This window comes from Aeromonas sp. 600479 (assembly GCF_049175515.1).
In the GTDB taxonomy this organism is placed as follows: Bacteria; Pseudomonadota; Gammaproteobacteria; order Enterobacterales; family Aeromonadaceae; genus Aeromonas; species Aeromonas veronii_A.
Genome location: NZ_JAAKVF010000026.1, coordinates 24,008 through 40,127, shown reverse-complemented (window position 1 = coordinate 40,127; position 16,120 = coordinate 24,008). Strand labels below are relative to the sequence as shown.

The window sequence follows — 16,120 nt, the reverse complement described above, 5'->3', positions numbered from 1 at the left end:
TTAGCCAACCCGGATGATTTTTATGCAGGCGCAGCGTTTTTCCATCGCCCCCATGCTGGACTGGACTGATCGGCATTGCCGTTACTTTCATCGACTGATGAGTCGCCAGACCTTGCTCTATACCGAAATGGTGACCACCGGTGCCATCATCCACGGCAAGGGGGATTATCTGGGTTACAGCGAGCAGGAGCATCCCATCTCCCTGCAGCTGGGGGGCAGCAATCCGGCCGATCTGGCGCGCTGTGCCAAGCTGGCCGAGGAGCGCGGCTATGACGAGGTGAACATCAACGTCGGCTGCCCCTCCGATCGGGTGCAAAACGGTCGCTTTGGCGCCTGCCTGATGGGCGAACCAGCGCTGGTGGCGGACTGCGTCAAGGCAATGCGCGATGTGGTCGATATTCCGGTGACGGTGAAGACCCGTATCGGCATCGACGATCAGGACTCCTACGAATTTCTGCAGACCTTTATCGAACAGGTACGCGATGCCGGTTGCGATACCTTTATCGTCCATGCCCGCAAGGCGTGGCTGAGCGGCCTGAGCCCCAAGGAGAACCGCGAGATCCCGCCCCTCGATTATCCCCGCGTCTATCGGGTCAAGCAGGATTACCCGGAGCTGACCATTGCCCTCAACGGCGGCGTCACCTCCATGGAGCAGACCCTTGAGCACCTGCAACACGTTGATGGTGTTATGATGGGGCGTGAAGCCTATCAGAACCCCTACATTCTGGCGCAGGTAGACAACCTGGTGTTCGGCCAGAACAGTGCTGTGCCGAGCCGCCATGAAGTGGTTCGGATGATGCTGCCCTATATCGAGCAGGAGCTGGCCAAGGGCAACTACCTCTCCCACATGACCCGCCATATGCTGGGGCTGTTCCAGAACATGCAGGGAGCCCGCGCCTGGCGTCGTCACCTGAGTGAGAACGCCTGCAAGCCGGGCGCCGGTATTCAGGTGGTGCTGGATGCCATGGCCAAGGTGCCGGAGTTTGCCGCCAGCGAGACGGCAGAATAAGCCAGTTGTGCCAAGGCAAGAGCAACAAAAAGCGCGTCAGTTGACGCGCTTTTTTGATCGCTGTCGCTTCAATATCTGAACTGGTTGATCAGCCGCGAGAGATCCTGCAGCCGCTCTACCAGCAGGGTGATGCCATCTAGCGCCTGCCTGCTGTTGTCGGCGGTGTGGCTGGCCAGCTGGTGGATCTGGTGTACCCCTTCATCGAGGGTCGCCGTGACGTCGGCCTGCTGACTCACCGCCTGGGCGATCTCGTCGCTGGTGCGGGTTACCTGCCCCAGCATCCGGTTGATCTGGGTGAGCACGTCGGCGGTGGTGCCCGCGTGCTGCTGGCAGCGTACCGAGGTCTGCGCCCCTTGTGTCATCCCGTCTGACAGCTGTCGTGTAGTCTGTTGCAGCGCCTGGATCATCTCGTGGATCTCGCTGGTCGAGGCTCGGGTCTTCTGGGCCAGCGCCCTCACTTCGTCCGCCACCACGGCAAAACCACGCCCCTGTTCGCCCGCCCGAGCGGCCTCGATGGCCGCATTGAGGGCGAGCAGGTTGGTCTGGTCGGCGATTTGGCTGATCACCTCCAGAATACCGCTGATCTTCTGGCTGTCGCTGGTGAGCTGGGCCAGCACGGCATGGTTGGCATCCAGCTCCTGATGAAGTTGGTTGACGGCGGATCGGGTGGTCGCCAATGCTTGCAGCCCCTCATCGGAGACCTGCTGTACCTCTATAACCAGATTGCTCGCCTCATGGGCACTGTGGGCCACATCGCGAATGGAGTGGCTCAACTCGGTGATGGCGGTCGCCAGCTGCTCGCTGTGGGCGCGCTGCTGCTGCAGATGAGTATCAATGGTCTGGATATTGCCCCGGTCATCTTCGGCTGCCTGCAGGATCTGCTGGTTAGTGTCGGCGCTGCGCCCGACCACGGCCTTGAGCTCGGCCTGCTTCATCCGCAGGGCCAGTTCGACGGCCGCCAGGGTGTCGCGCCGTCGGGTGTAGAGCACCTGACAGAGGCGGGTTCCCTTGTCTTGATCGGCAAGGGTGAGCAGATGAGCCAGCCGTTGCTGCAATCGCCAGCCGTGGATTGCCTGTGCCAACAGCAACAAGGCGGTGGGCAGCAGCCATAACAGGTTGCCGGTGACAAAAGTAGCAAGGGTAGTGAGCAACGCAGAAACGGAGAGCCAGAGGGTCAGCTGACCCGGTTCAAAGTGAAAACGGCTCAGCCAGGGAAGCGCCTTGCCGCTGCGCAGCAGGCCATAGAGCTGCTCGGCCCAGGCCACATCGCTGGCGGCGGGTTTGGTGCGCACCGACTGGAACTCGACGATCTCCTTCTGGGCGTTGAGGATCGGGGTGACGTAAGCGTTTACCCAATAGAACTGACCGCTTTTGGCGCGGTTCTTGACCAGCCCCATCCAGCTTTTGCCCTGTCGCAGCCGCTGCCACATGTCGGCGAAGGCCACCTTGGGCATGTCGGGGTGTCGCACCAGATTGTGGGGTACCCCTTCCATTTCGGCTGCACCGTACCCGGCCACATCACAGAAGTGCTGGTTGGCATAGGTAATATGACTGGCGGGATCAGTGGTCGAGATGAGTGCGATGTTGTCGGGGAAGTGTATCTCCCCCTCCTGATGGAGTCTGGTCATGTGTCGTTCCTGAAAAAGCCAAATAACTGATAAATATATTTTTTATTGTCGTTCTCAGTTAATCATTCTAAGGCTCTTCAGTGACCCGAACTTGGCTTGGGTCAATTAATCAACACAATGAATTGATGAAGTGAGGGTCAGCTGGCCGGTGTGAAATCGTGAACTTCACCCTTTCTTGGGGCGAGGCGAGGATCATCATCTTTGTACTCATGTACAAGCTGCATGGTTTTGCAGAAGCTGGCCTGCTTGTCGTACTCCTGACGAGCCAACTCGATGGCCCGCTCGGCCCGGCGCCGCTCCATCTTGTCAGACTTGCGATCGCTGAACTGTTGCTGCTGATGCAGCATCCAGCCGACAAACTCTTGCTGGCATTGGGATTCGCTGTTGGCCTGCGCAGGCAGGGTCCACAACAACGAGAGCAGTATCAAATAACGCATGTCTGACTGGGTATTGAAGATTAATTGAACAGAAGGGGCGGCATTTTAGGCTGGAAATCGAGCTGTGAACAGTATCAATAGCGAGGCCCTGCGGGGCCTCGCATCGTTGTGGCCGGTCTCAGTGTTTGACGAGGTACAGCTGGCGGCTGTAGGCCACATCTTCCGGGTTGTTGATGGGGTAGCCCTTGAGCCATGGCTTGATGAGGCGGGCATTTGTGTACTGGTAGATGGGGGCGATGGGAGCCTGATCCAGCAGGATCGTCTCAGCCTCGCCAAACAGCTTGCTGCGACTGGCTGCATCCTGAGTGCTGGCCGCCTCTGCCAGCAGCTGGTCATAACGGGCATTGGCAAAGCCAGCCATATTGCCGCTGTGACGAGAGCCCCACAGGCCAAGGAACGCTGACGGGTCGTTGTAATCGGCGACCCAGGAGGAGCGGATCACCTCGAACTGACCGCTCTGGCGGCTGTCGAGATAGGTTTTCCACTCCTGATTGGTCAGCTCGACCTCGGCGCCCAGCTTCTGCTTCCACATGCTGGCAATCGCCAGTGCCATCTTCTTGTGAATTTCCGCGGTGTTGTAGAGCAGGGTCAGCTTGAGCGGCTTGTCCGGGCCGTAACCGGCCTCCTTGAGCAGGGCCTTGGCCTTGCTGTCCAGCTCCGGTTGGCTGCTGGTGGAGAGCAGGTTGGCGGTTGGGGTGAAGCTGGCGGTCACATCCGGAGTGAAGTGATAAGCCGGTTTCTCGCCGGTACCGAGCACCTTGTTGGCGATCAGGGCGCGGTCGATGGTGTATGAGAGCGCCTTGCGCACCCGCACATCGTTCAGTGGTGCCTGCTTGGTATTGAAGGCGTAGTAGTAGGTGCCGAGCTGATCCGGGGTATAGACCTCATTCGGGATCTGCTGCTTCAGCTTGTCGTACTGCTCCTTGGGGAAGGATTCGGTGATATGCAGATCGCCAGCCAGGTAGCGGTTGGTGGCCGCGCTCTCCTGATTGATTGGCATGAAGATCACCTTGGTCAATACGGTATGGGCCCGATCCCAGTACTGAGGGTTGGGGGTCAGCTCCAGCTTCTCGTTGACTACCCGGTTATTCAGCACAAAGGCACCGTTGCCCACCAGTTTGCCGGGTTGGGTCCACTGGTTGCCGTACTGCTTGATGCTGGCCTGATGGAGCGGCGACAGGCTGGGGTGGCTTAGCAGGTTCAGGAAGTAGGGCACCGGCTGGGAGAGGGTCACCTGCAGGGTGTGGTCATCGAGGGCCTTGACCCCCAGCTCGCTGGCAGGCAATTTGCCAGCGACTATCTCGTCCACCTTGTCGAAACGGGCCAGCTGGGCAAACCAGGCGAAGGTGGCCGCCTCTTTCGGGTCGACCAGCTTGCGCCAGCTGTAGACGAAGTCGCCGGCCTTGACCGGATCGCCGTTGGACCAGCGCGCATCCGGGCGCAGATGGAAGGTAAAGAACTGGTTGCCCTTGTTCTCCCAGCTGGCCGCCACCCCGGCAACCGGTTTGCCATCCGGCCCCTGAGTCAGCAGCCCCTCGAACAGATCCCGCAGTACCTGCAACTCCGGCAGGCCGACCAGCTTGAGCGGGCTCAGGCTGGCAGGTTCATCCTTGAGGTGGCGAACGACAATCTGCTCGGCGGCGAGTTGTGTTCCGGCGGGAATATCGGCAGCCTGGACAGCAGCACAGCCCAGCAGGGCCAGCAAGGGGCTCCATCCTTTCATGGGTCGGATCCTTCAAATAGTGTGAAGCGGAGAGAAAACTCGGCGAGAAAATATCGCCGACAGATGGGAAATCATGATATCCCGTTTGCTGGTCTGACCGCCAGCATTCGACTCTCACTCCCCATCGGGGTAGAAGAGCGTTCCCGGCGTCTGTGCAGTTCAATGTGGTGAGGAGTGTCAAACGATGAAAGCATGGTTATTGCTGGCCGGTGTGCTGAGCCAGGGGGCCTGGGCGTTGGCCCCGTGCCAGAGCGACACGGCGGTGGGCAACTGGTGCGAGATCGGCATCGATGCCTTGCACCCGACTCAGGGGGGCGTCGGCCAGATCCAGGTCGATGAGACCCAGGCCACATTGGCGGGCATGAGCGCAAAGCAGCTCGACAAGTTGATGAAAAAGAAAGAGATCCCCGTGGTCATTGCGCCGGATGGCAGCTACTGGCTGGTGGACCGCCACCATCTCACCAAGGCGTTGTGGCAGCAGGGCGTCAAGGATGCCCGGGTCAAGGTGATTGGCCGTCTGCAGGACAAAGCCAACTTCTGGAGCCAGATGCAGAACAACCACTGGGCCTGGCTCAAGGATGAGAAGGGGCAGCCGCTGACCCCGGAGCAGTTGCCGACCAGCATCGACAAGCTGCCTGATTACCCCTATCGCACCCTCGCCGGACTGTTGCAGGATTCGGGCTACTTTCGCAAGGATAAACAGGTCTATTTCGTCGAGTTTGCCTGGGCCAGCTGGCTCGGCAAGCAGATGCAGTGGATGCCGGTAGATAGCACCAATCTGGCGGCACGGCTGCAACAGGCCAAACGGCTCGCCTGCGGCAGCGATGCCAGTGACTTGCCCGGTTATCCTGGCAAGCAGTGCAGTCTCAACCAGTCCAAAAGCGCGCAGTGAGCGGATGCGCGATACGGCATCCAGAGCTGCCGAGGATAAAAGAGGGCGCCCCTTGTGTCGCCCTCTTTCTGTCTGGAGGTGAGTATTGCGCATGATGGTGTTGGCAAGGTCGCCAGAGGTATGAGAGATCTTGCACTAACCCTCTGGTTGATATTTATTCTCAATTAGCCATGATAATACTCCCACCATGACGGATTCGGGAGAGCGAGATGACACCGCAAAGTTGGCAACGATACATGCTGGAGGCGGAGCGTGCCTGGCAGGCCGGTTCGCTGGGGGTGGCGATCTGCTTTTATCAGCAGGCGCTGGGGGATGTTTACGAGATGACCCAGGTCGAGTTGACCGAACTGGCCACCATGCGGGTCGCCACCTGTCACCGGCTGGCCGACTTCTGGCGGGCGATGGATGAGCCGACTTACGAGCTGCGCTACCTGAAGCTTGCCTCCGAGCTGGTGACGGCGTTGGTGCCACAATGCCCCAACCGGGAGTGTGAGGCACTGATCAGCGAGCTGGGTTGCTGTCGCGGCGCTCTGCTCGCCTTTCTCAAGCGCCACCCCAATCCGGAAATTGCCCGGCTGATCCAGCTGCAGGACAAGGTGCAGGGCTGCGAGCTGATCGGCCGTTTTCGCCTCAACTAACTGGCGTTGAGCGGCAGCTCAGCCCCGCCGTTTGAGTTTCTGGGCGATGCGCTGTTGCGCCTCTTCCCCTTGCAGTGCCTGGGCGAAGGCGCGCGCCTCTAGATCGATGACGAAGTGCACCGCCTGTTTAAGCTCCTGTTTCAGCAGCGCCTTGCTCTTTTGCAGCGCTCTGGGCGGTTTGGCTGCCAGCTTCAGCCCTTGCTCGCGGGCAAAGGAGAACACTCCTTCGGCCGCTACCACCTTGTTGGCCAGCCCTAATCGCAGCGCCTCTTCGACATCAATCGCCTCGGCCAGCAGCAACAGCTCGGCCGCCTTGAGGTGACCCACTAAGCGCGGCAGCAGCAGGCTGGAGGCGAACTCCGGCACCAGCCCCAGCTCGACGAAAGGAAGCTGCAAGCGGGCGTTATCCGCCAGATAGACCAGATCGCAATGCAGCAGAATGGTGGTGCCAATCCCCACCGCCGGGCCTGCAACAGCGGCGATCACGGGTTTGGGGAAATCGGCCAGAGTGTGGAGGAACTGCAGGATGGGGTCGTCGGGCTCCAGCGAGCTCTTGCCCACAAAGTCGGCCAGATCATTGCCCGCGGTAAAGCAATCTTGCTGCCCCTGCAACAGCAGGACATGCACCTCCTCATCAGCTGCCGCCTCTCGCAGCGCGGCCACCAGTTGCTTATAGAGCTCGGTATTGAGGGCGTTGCGCTTGTCGGGGCGGTTGAGGGTCAGGGTGAGCAAGCCATCCTGCTGCTCGGCAATGAGAATGGGGGCCATGTCTAAATCCTTGTTATTGAAAGGTGCATAAAAGGTTTCTGCTGGGGTAACCTTGGGGCCGTTTAACAACATCATAAAAGGATTTCAACCATGTTTAAACGTGCGTTTTATTCTCTGCTGCTGGTTGGCATGGCGGCGCCGGCGCTGGCCAAGGTCGAGGCCGTCGATGGCTATGTGCGCCTGTTGCCGCCGGGCACTCCCAACACCGCCGCCTTCATGGTGCTCAAAAATGACGCCGACCAGTCGGTCAAGCTGGTGGCGGCGGCTTCTGCTGCCGCCGGGCGTGCCGAGTTGCACACGCACCTGCACGAAAATGGTGTGATGAAGATGCGTCAGGTCGAGAGTATCGAGATCCCTGCCAAGGGCGAAGCGGTGCTGAAACCGGGCAGCCTGCACATCATGCTGTTCGAGGTGGGCACGCTCTCCGAACAGACCCCTTTCCCGCTCACTCTCACCATGGACGATGGTCAGAAGCTTGATCTGTCACTGCCAGTGAAGCCGATTGAGCCGATGGCAGAGATGAAGCATATGAAGCACTGACATTTGTCGTCGTTTGTTCAGGATTGACGCTGGGTATTTTGGCTGCACCGAGTAAAATAGTGCTCTTTTCCATGTATGCAAGAGGAAGTGACGTAATGAAAAAGACGCTGATTGCCGGTTTTGTGCTGGCTCTGTGCAGCCAGAGTGCCATGGCCGCTGACGACTGGCGTTTTGCCGCCGGTGCTGACGTATGGGCCGCCAAGGGCAGTGGTCAGGCTTATGGCCATAGCGCCGATGGCAGCTATGACGACAGCTACAACTGGAACGGCTATCTGCAACTGGAGCACGGCATCATCCTCCTGCCGAACGCCAAGTTTGAAGTCTCTGATTTCAGTACCTCCGGTGGCAACTTCAAGAACGACCTGACCGCCTACGATCTGAGCCTCTACTACCGTCTGTTCAACAACGATCTGTTCAAGATCGATCTGGGTATGACCGGTCGTCACTACGATGGCGAGCAGGTTTACTCCGGTCGCAAGGGTTATGACGAAGATACTCTGATGGCCTATGCCGGCAGCGAAGTGAAGATCCCGGGCACCGGCATCGCCTTTTTCGGTGATCTGCGCACCCACGATGCAGACAACTATGACTACCGTCTGGGTGGTTCCTACAAGTTCTCCTCCATGCCGATCAAGCTGCGTGCCGGTTGGCGTGAAGCCAAGATCGACTTCGACAGCGTTGACCAGCGTATCGATGGCTGGTTCATGGGTGGTGAGTTCACTTTCTAATCTGAGCGTCAGCTGATGACGAGGAGCAATAATGGGTCACATCATAGTGACAGGTGCCGGTTCTGGTCTCGGCCGGGCCCTGACCATCGGACTGGTTGAGCGGGGTCATCAGGTCTCCATGATGGGGCGCCGTTATCAGCGACTGCAGGAGCAGGAACAACTGCTCGGCAGCGCGGTGATCGGCATCGCAGCCGATCTGGCGCACCATGAAGAGGTCGATGTCGCCTTCGCCGCGGCGGTGGAGTGGGGCGGCCTGCCCGACATGGTGATCCACTGCGCCGGGGTGGGCGAGTTTGGCCCGGTCGGTGTTTACACCGCCGAGCAGATCCGCCGGGTGGTGGAGAGCAATCTCATCTCCACCATTCTGGTGGCCCAGCAGACGGTACGGCTTATCGGTGACAAGGGCGGGGTACTGGCCAATGTGCTCTCCTCCGCCGCTCAGGTGGGCAAAGCCAACGAGAGCCTCTACTGCGCCTCCAAATGGGGGATGCGTGGCTTTCTGGAGTCGTTGCGCGCCGAGCTGAAAGGCTCGCAGCTGCGGCTGGTCAACCTCTACCCGAGCGGGATCCGCAGCGAATTCTGGGACAACTCGGATCATGTGGACCCGAGTGGCTTCATGACTCCGGAAGATGCGGCGGCCTATATGCTCGACGCACTGGAAGCCAGAAGCAGCTGCCACGTGACCGACCTCTTTATCGGTCGCAATCCCTGAGGCGAAGCCCACCATCCGGTTGCCGTCGTCAGCACACAAAAACAAAAAGCGCGCCAAATGGCGCGCTTTCTTATATCGGGAAGAGGGCGGAATTAACGGCCCAGCTTGGCCTTGAGCATGGCGATGATGTCGCTGATGGCCACTTCTTGCTTCTCGCCAGTGCGGCGGCACTTGTACTCCACCACGCCGTTGTCCAGACCGCGATCGCCGATGACGATGGCGTGCGGGATGCCCAGCAGTTCCATGTCGGCGAACATCACGCCCGGGCGCTCTTTACGGTCGTCGAACAGCACGTCCACACCGGCCGCTTTCAGCTCGGCGTAGAACTGCTGTGCCTGCTCGGCCACGCGCTCGGATTTGTGCATGTTCATCGGCACGATGGCCACTTCGAACGGAGCGATGGCGTCCGGCCAGATGATGCCGTACTGGTCGTTGTTCTGCTCGATGGCCGCAGCCACCAGACGGGAAACCCCGATACCGTAGCAGCCCATCTCCATGGTGACGGACTTGCCAGCTTCGTTCAGCACGCTCGCCTTCATCGCTTCGGAGTACTTGGTGCCCAGCTGGAAGATGTGGCCCACTTCGATACCGCGCTTGAGCAGCAGCTTGCCCTGGCCGCACGGGCTCGGGTCGCCTTCTACTACGTTGCGCAGGTCGGCAACTTCGTAAGCGGTGATGTCGCGATCCCAGTTGGCGCCGGTCAGGTGGAAGCCGGTCTCGTTGGCGCCGCAGACGAAGTCCGCCAGATGGGCAGCGCTGCGATCGACGATGATGCGACCGGCAAAGCCGACCGGGCCGATGGAACCTGCATCGCAACCGGCGGCAGCTTTGATCTGCTCGTCGTTGGCGAAGGTCAGCGGGTTGGCCACGCCAGCCAGTTTCTCTGCTTTGATTTCGTTCAGCTCGTGGTCGCCACGCAGTACCAGCGCGATGACGGCCTGCTTGCCGTGCTCATCTTCCTCTGCCAGTACCAGCAGGGTCTTGGCGATGGCGGTCGGAGCCACGTTCAGGAAAGCGGCCACTTCGTCGATGGTGTGGACGTTCGGGGTGGCAACCTTAGTCAGGGTTGCGGTGGCAGCAGCGCGCTCACCAGCCGGTGCCAGGGCTTCGGCCATCTCGATGTTGGCGGCGTAATCGGAGCTATCGGAGAAGGCGATCAAGTCTTCACCGCTCTCTGCCAGCACCTGGAATTCGTGGGAACCGGTACCACCGATGGAGCCGGTATCGGCCTGCACCGGACGGAAGTTCAGACCCATGCGGGTGAACGCCTTGCAGTAGGCAGCGTGCATCTTCTCGTAGGTATCTACCAGAGATTCCTTGTCGATGTGGAAGGAGTAGGCATCCTTCATCAGGAATTCGCGGCCACGCATCACGCCGAAACGGGGGCGCACTTCGTCGCGGAATTTGGTCTGGATCTGGTAGAGGTTGAGCGGCAGCTGTTTGTAGCTGTTCACTTCGTAACGCACCAGCGCAGTGATCACCTCTTCGTGGGTCGGGCCCAGTACGAAGGGGCGGTTGTGGCGGTCGGTCAGACGGCACAGCTCGGGACCGTAGTCATCCCAGCGGCCGGACTCCTGCCACAGCTCGGCGGGTTGTACCACCGGCATGGAGACTTCGACGGCACCAGCATTGTTCATCTCTTCGCGAACAATGTTCTCGATTTTCTTCAGTACCCGCAGACCGGTTGGCAACCAGGCATACATGCCGGAGGCCAGTTTACGGATCATCCCGGCGCGCAGCATCAGCTGGTGGCTGACAACTTCAGCGTCGGAGGGGGTTTCCTTGAGAGTGGAAAGCAGATATTGGCTGGTACGCATCGCGGTAGACCTTAGCTAGAACGGGCGCGGGGCCCAGGATAATTTCAAGGGCGGAATTTTAACAGGCTGGGCGTTATGGCCCAAGGGCTAAATTTGCCGCAACCCGAAAGGTGGCCACGCCCGGCAGATGGTCAGGGCAATGACCATTGCAACAAGCAGGCTTTTTATGCCTGCAATTTGGCCGGATCTCCGCTAAACTCTGCCACCTTTTCTCGATGGGCATGGCTTTGCCGCGTTCATCACCCCCCATTTTTAGTACTTTTGGAGCCGCTCATGCCGTTAGTGGGACATCAACACCAGATCGAGATCCTGGAACTGACCGACAAAGGAGATGGCAAAGGACGCCTGTTCGATCGCCCCCTGTTTGTCGAAGGTCTGCTGCCCGGTGAGCAGGCGCTGGTGGAGCTGACCGAGGTCAAGCCGAACTATCTGCACGGCAAGGTTGCCGAGCTGCTCCAGCCCTCCGCCGATCGGGTTGCCGATTTCTGCCCCAACACCGAGTGCGGTGGCTGTCAGGTGCGCCCGCTGGCCTATCCGGCCCAGCTCAAGCTCAAGCAGGCACTGGTGCAGAGCGCACTGGAACAGGTCGGGCTGGGTGACACCCCGGTCAAGGATATCCTTGGCATGGAGAGCCCGTTCGCCTATCGCAACAAGGCGCAATATGCGGTGCGTGGCTGTGACGCCGGTGCCGAGATCGGTTTTTATCGCAAGCATTCCCACGATCTCATCACCGCCGATGACTGTGCGGTGCAGGATCCGCTGCATGTGGAGCTGAACGCCCGGGTGCGCAACTGGATGCGCGCGCATGACATCGCCGCCTATGACGAAGTGAACCACAGAGGCTGTGTGCGCAACCTGATGACCCGCAAGGGCTTCAAGAGCGGCGAGCTGATGGTGGTGCTGGTGACGCTGGGCGAGGAGCTGCCGTTCGAAGCCGAGCTGCTGGCAGCCCTGAGCGATCTGCCGGTCACTACCCTGGTGCAGAACATCAACGATGAGCGCACCAACCGCATTCTGGGCGCCACCAACCGGGTGCTGCTCGGCGAAGGGGTGATCCGCGACAAGATCCACGAACTCGAGTTCGAGATCTCGCCGCTATCCTTCTTCCAGAACAACCCGACCCAGACCGATGTGCTCTACTCCAGCGCCCTCGAGTATGCCGAGCTGACCGGTAACGAGACGGTGTTCGACATCTATTGCGGTATCGGCACCATCTCCCTTTTCCTGGCTGGCAAGGCCGCCAAGGTCGTCGGGATCGAGTCGGTGGAGAGCGCCATCAGCGATGCCCGCCGCAACGCTGCCCTCAACGGCATCGAGCACACCGAATTCCACGTCGGCAAGGCCGAGCAGCTGATGCCCGAGCTGCACGCTCAGGGCGTGACCGCTGACGTGGTGGTAATGGATCCGCCCCGCAAAGGCTGTGACAAGGCCGTATTGCAGACCCTGGTCGCCATGGCGCCCCGTCGTCTGGTCTATGTCTCCTGCAACCCGCAGACCCTGGCCCGCGATCTTGCCTGGCTGGTCAAGCAGGGCTTCGTGCTGGACGAGGTGCAGCCGGTCGATATGTTCCCGCACTCCATGCATGTGGAAGCGGTTGCCCGCCTGAGCCTGCCTGCCAAGGCATAAGTCGCCCCCGACTCTTGCCCATAAAAAACGACGCCAGCTGGCGTCGTTTTTTTATCTCTGCAATCGGCGGATGGGCGATTAGCTGGCGCTCTGGCGCACCTCGGCGGCGATCTGGTCGAGCAGCTGTTGCCAGCCCTGACCCAGTTCGTTCACCAGTGCGTTGTAGCCATCGGCTGGCAGCACCCGCTCCTGACGGAAGGGGGCATCGCGCAGCACTGTGCCATCTTCCGCCAGCAGGCGCCAGCGGCCGCTCAGTACGGCGCTGCCGTCATGACGGCCCTGAAAGCGCTCCACCAGAATGGTCAGCACCGGCCCCTTGCGGGCGCCATCCTGCCGCACCACCCAGCCCGGCAGGCGGCTGGAGAGGCCATTGAGGGTGAGCTGGTTGAGCTGATCGTCCAGCGCACCGGCCCAGCGATGGTACTCGGTGAAGTGCAGCTCTTGCCCTTCCAGCTGATAGACCAGACTGATCCGGTCGAGCTGGCTGGCCAGCGCCACCGGGCGCAGCACCAGCTGGTGCTGCGGTTGGGCCGGGGCTGTCACGGGTTGCTGACTGTCGGCATCGAGCGAGTAGTAGTGCAGGCTTGGCTGGCTGCTGCAACCCGCCAGCAGGCCCAGCAGAGCCAGCGTCAGGATCTCTTTTTTCATTGTTTGCCTCGCTTGGGCTCAGGGTCTGATGGATGCGCGCGATCGAAGATCAGCGAGCTGGGCTGCTCGTTGAGGGAGTGCACCAGCGGCTGCAGTTCGCGCATCAACTGATTGAGGGTCTGCACCGACTGACGCAGATCCTGATTGGTCTGCGACTGGGCGTCATAGGCCTGCAGGGTCTCCTGCAACTGTTTGAGGCTCTCGTTCAGCGAGGCTGGCAATTGCTGGGTCGCCTCCTTGCCGGTCAGCTTGTCCAGATTGGCACTGAGGGCGCTGATGTTTTTCAGGGTGCCATCCAGAGTGGTCAGTGACCCGTTGACCTTGGTCAGGGTGGTCGCCATGTCCATGTCGACAAACTTGTCGAGGATGAGGTTCACCTTGCGCTCGATCTGATCCAGCCCACCCTGCACGGTGGGAAAGACCTGATAACCGGCCAGCTTGACCTGATCAAAGCGGGGAGCTGTTGGGTAGAAGTTGAGATCGATGATCTTGCCACCGGTCAGCAGACTCGAGGTCTTGAGGCTGGCACGCAATCCCTCCTTGAACTGCTTGCTGAACAGGGCGCGCCACTGATCCTTCTCCGCCTTGGCATAGCGGTGGGAGAGACGCTGCACTTCGATGCGGGCCAGCACCGGGATCTGTCGGTTCTGGAAGATGCGAACCCCTTTCTCCTCGACCATGTAGGGGGCCGAGATGACGGTGCCGACCCGTATACCGCGGTACTGCACCGCCGCGCCCGAGTGAAGGCCCGCCACGTTGTCGTCGAACAGGAAGACGTAGTCGATGAACTGATCCAGGCTACCGGCCAGTACGCTAGCCTCATCCTGGAACAGGGTAAACTCGTCGTGCTGCTTGACCGGCTCACCCGGAGACCAGCCGGCAGGCAGGCCCATGGTGATACCGCCATCGATCAGGCTCTCCAGCGAATCCATCTTCACCTTCATCCCCTCGCTGCTCATGGAGACCTCGAAGCCCGGGGTCATCCAGAAGCGGGAGTTGCTGCTCACCAGAATGTCATAGGGGGCGTGGATGAAGATTTGATACTGCATCTCGCTCTTTTCCGGCAGGAACTTCGCCTCTTCCACCTGACCTATGGTGAAGCCCTGATAGTTGATGGGGGAGCCTTCTCCCAGCGCGCGGGTGTCGCGACTGCTGAGGGTGAGACGCAGCCCCTTGGCATCGAGGGAGGCGAGTGGCGGTTTATCGAGCATGGCGTACTCGTCCCGCGCCCGACCTTTCTTGCCGGGGGCGAGCTCGATATAGGCGCCGGAGAGCAGGGTGCTCAGACCCGATACCCCTTCACGGCCCACTCTGGGCTTGACCACCCAGAACTGGCTGTCACCGCGCAGCATGCCGGAGGCAGCATTGGTCAGCCGTCCTTTCAGCACGGCATGGCTGTAGTCATCGCTCAGCTCGACGGCCTCGATACGGCCGACGTCCACTTCGCGGGAGCGGATCACCGTCTTGCCAGCGACTATGCCCTCGGCAGTGGCGACTGTCAGGGTGAAACTCGGGCCCTGGGAGTACCAGTGCTGGAACAGCATCCAGAGACCGATGAACAGTGCCAGCAGGGGCACCATCCAGATTGCGGCGGCAGAGCTCAGAAAGTCAGAGCCCGGTTTCCACCTTTTTTTACGCTCACTCACGTTCGCGTTCTCCTTGTTGTAAATCCCAGATCAGGCGGGAGTCGAAACTCATGGCGGCGACCATGGTGATCAGCACCACACCTGCAAATGCGACGGCCGCAGGGCCGGGATAGATGGTCATCAGATTGTCGAGCCGGATCAGGCCCGCCAGAATGGCCACCACGAAGACGTCGATCATCGACCAGCGTCCGACAAATTCGGTCATGCGATAGAGTTTGAGCTTGCCGAGGGGGGAGGTGACATTGCCGCGCTGCACCATATAGCAAAGCCAGAATAGCGCCAGTATTTTCACCAGCGGCACCACCACGCTGGCAAAAAAGATCACCGCAGCTATGGGGTAGGAGCCCATGGCCCAGAGCAGCACCACACCGCCGAGGATGGTGGAGGGGCTGTCATCACCGAGAAACACCGTATCCATGATGGGATAGACGTTGGCCGGAATGTAGAGAATGGCGGAGGTAAACAGCAGCGCCCAGGTGCGGTTCAGGCCGCCCGGCTTGCGCGCATGCAGCTTGCCGCCGCAGCGGGAGCAGCTGTGGCTACCCACCTCGCTCAGGGCGCCACAGATATGACAGCCCACCAGACCGGACTCCAGCGCCCCCGCTTCCGGGTCGATCTCCCGCGACTCGGTCGGGCCGAACAGCCGCTGCCACAGCCACATTTGATCCAGCGAGGAGATCATCTTGATGAGCAACACCGTGTAACCGACGAAAGCCCAGAATGACAGCCCCATCTTGATGTCGGCCATCCCCATCAGCTTGACCAGCGAGATGAGCACCCCCACCAGAAAGACATCCACCATCAGCCAGGGTTTGATCCGGCAGAGCAGACGGCCGAGGGAGCGCAGGGCATTGCTGTGCAGATCTTTATCGATCCGCCACAGCACCAGCATGATGGAGCCCATATAGACCAGCGGCAGGCCGATCAGGGTCAGGCTCAGTACCGCGCCGAGAAACAGATAGCCCTCATCCACCAAGGTGGTGATGCTCTGCAAAAAGGTCATCTCCTGGCCCACCCCTTTGGCCGAGAAGGACATAAAGGTAAAGGCATTGGCGAGCACGAACATGATGAGTGCTGCGAACCCGTAGGAGAGCGGCAGCAACTCCTGCTGTGGCAGGTGGCGACTCAGGGTGTGTCCGCAACGGGGGCAGCAGCTGGCCTGTCCCACCTCGAGCGGTGTGGCCGGTATCAGCAGGTCACACTCTTCGCAGGCAGTGGCATCATGGACATAGGTGGTGTGGTGTTGGTGTGAAACCGGATGCAAGATAAAACCCCAGATAAGGCCCGTGGTAGAGCCAGAGCTGGCGA

The 16,120-nt window shown here is 60.3% G+C and carries 15 protein-coding genes; 7 read left to right on the top strand and 8 right to left on the bottom strand.

Going from position 1 to position 16,120, the window contains the following annotated elements; translation table 11 throughout:
* The first annotated feature begins 22 nt into the window (after window positions 1-22).
* Window positions 23-1,009 (top strand): tRNA dihydrouridine(20/20a) synthase DusA, encoded by a 987-nt coding sequence (gene dusA, locus G5149_RS20070; RefSeq protein WP_421213487.1) that lies wholly within the window; start codon window positions 23-25, stop codon window positions 1,007-1,009.
* Window positions 1,010-1,077: 68 nt separating this feature from the next.
* Here dusA and G5149_RS20065 read toward each other — a convergent pair whose 3' ends face one another.
* The 3 genes from G5149_RS20065 to G5149_RS20055 all read right to left on the bottom strand — a co-directional run bounded on the left by G5149_RS20065 (window position 1,078) and on the right by G5149_RS20055 (window position 4,797).
* On the bottom strand, window positions 1,078-2,637 hold the full coding sequence (locus G5149_RS20065; protein WP_216979506.1) for a methyl-accepting chemotaxis protein: 1,560 nt from the start codon (window positions 2,635-2,637) through the stop codon (window positions 1,078-1,080).
* A 137-nt stretch (window positions 2,638-2,774) separates the two neighbouring features.
* Window positions 2,775-3,074, bottom strand: coding sequence for a hypothetical protein (locus G5149_RS20060; RefSeq protein ID WP_013723462.1), 300 nt, complete (start codon window positions 3,072-3,074; stop codon window positions 2,775-2,777).
* A 118-nt stretch (window positions 3,075-3,192) separates the two neighbouring features.
* Window positions 3,193-4,797, bottom strand: coding sequence for a peptide ABC transporter substrate-binding protein (locus tag G5149_RS20055; protein WP_337073786.1), 1,605 nt, complete (start codon window positions 4,795-4,797; stop codon window positions 3,193-3,195).
* A gap of 184 nt (window positions 4,798-4,981) precedes the next feature.
* On the opposite strand from G5149_RS20055, the gene G5149_RS20050 reads away from it, so the two are divergent.
* Both G5149_RS20050 and G5149_RS20045 read left to right on the top strand, forming a co-directional pair.
* Window positions 4,982-5,689 (top strand): ParB-like protein, encoded by a 708-nt coding sequence (locus tag G5149_RS20050; protein WP_421213483.1) that lies wholly within the window; start codon window positions 4,982-4,984, stop codon window positions 5,687-5,689.
* 209 nt (window positions 5,690-5,898) lie between these two features.
* Entirely contained in the window at window positions 5,899-6,327 is a 429-nt protein-coding gene (locus G5149_RS20045) for a DUF2753 family protein (protein WP_421213481.1), read from the top strand.
* 18 nt (window positions 6,328-6,345) lie between these two features.
* Here G5149_RS20045 and G5149_RS20040 read toward each other — a convergent pair whose 3' ends face one another.
* Window positions 6,346-7,095, bottom strand: a complete 750-nt coding sequence (locus G5149_RS20040; RefSeq protein ID WP_216979503.1) for an enoyl-CoA hydratase-related protein — start codon at window positions 7,093-7,095, stop codon at window positions 6,346-6,348.
* A gap of 90 nt (window positions 7,096-7,185) precedes the next feature.
* Here G5149_RS20040 and G5149_RS20035 point away from each other — a divergent pair, with 90 nt between their 5' ends.
* From G5149_RS20035 to G5149_RS20025, 3 genes are all read left to right on the top strand, one after another.
* Window positions 7,186-7,635 (top strand): copper chaperone PCu(A)C, encoded by a 450-nt coding sequence (locus G5149_RS20035; RefSeq protein WP_005343188.1) that lies wholly within the window; start codon window positions 7,186-7,188, stop codon window positions 7,633-7,635.
* 95 nt (window positions 7,636-7,730) lie between these two features.
* Entirely contained in the window at window positions 7,731-8,363 is a 633-nt protein-coding gene (locus tag G5149_RS20030) for a TIGR04219 family outer membrane beta-barrel protein (protein WP_216979502.1), read from the top strand.
* Window positions 8,364-8,394: 31 nt separating this feature from the next.
* On the top strand, window positions 8,395-9,075 hold the full coding sequence (locus G5149_RS20025; RefSeq protein ID WP_005343191.1) for an SDR family oxidoreductase: 681 nt from the start codon (window positions 8,395-8,397) through the stop codon (window positions 9,073-9,075).
* 92 nt (window positions 9,076-9,167) lie between these two features.
* On the opposite strand, the gene G5149_RS20020 is transcribed toward G5149_RS20025, so the two are convergent.
* Window positions 9,168-10,892 (bottom strand): proline--tRNA ligase, encoded by a 1,725-nt coding sequence (locus tag G5149_RS20020; protein WP_421213478.1) that lies wholly within the window; start codon window positions 10,890-10,892, stop codon window positions 9,168-9,170.
* Between the two features lie 273 nt (window positions 10,893-11,165).
* On the opposite strand from G5149_RS20020, the gene rlmD reads away from it, so the two are divergent.
* Entirely contained in the window at window positions 11,166-12,518 is a 1,353-nt protein-coding gene (gene rlmD, locus G5149_RS20015; RefSeq protein ID WP_421213477.1) for a 23S rRNA (uracil(1939)-C(5))-methyltransferase RlmD, read from the top strand.
* Window positions 12,519-12,596: 78 nt separating this feature from the next.
* On the opposite strand, the gene G5149_RS20010 is transcribed toward rlmD, so the two are convergent.
* From G5149_RS20010 to G5149_RS20000, 3 genes are read right to left on the bottom strand one after another with little or no spacing between them, the layout of a single operon-like run.
* On the bottom strand, window positions 12,597-13,166 hold the full coding sequence (locus tag G5149_RS20010) for a PqiC family protein (protein WP_005343195.1): 570 nt from the start codon (window positions 13,164-13,166) through the stop codon (window positions 12,597-12,599).
* Window positions 13,163-14,812, bottom strand: a complete 1,650-nt coding sequence (gene pqiB / locus G5149_RS20005) for an intermembrane transport protein PqiB (protein ID WP_421213474.1) — start codon at window positions 14,810-14,812, stop codon at window positions 13,163-13,165. The genes G5149_RS20010 and pqiB overlap by 4 nt, the downstream gene beginning before the upstream one ends.
* Window positions 14,805-16,076 carry a paraquat-inducible protein A gene (locus G5149_RS20000; RefSeq protein WP_337073792.1) on the bottom strand — a complete coding sequence of 424 codons (1,272 nt, stop codon included), beginning with the start codon at window positions 16,074-16,076 and terminating at the stop codon, window positions 14,805-14,807. The genes pqiB and G5149_RS20000 overlap by 8 nt, the downstream gene beginning before the upstream one ends.
* Window positions 16,077-16,120: the final 44 nt, after the last annotated feature.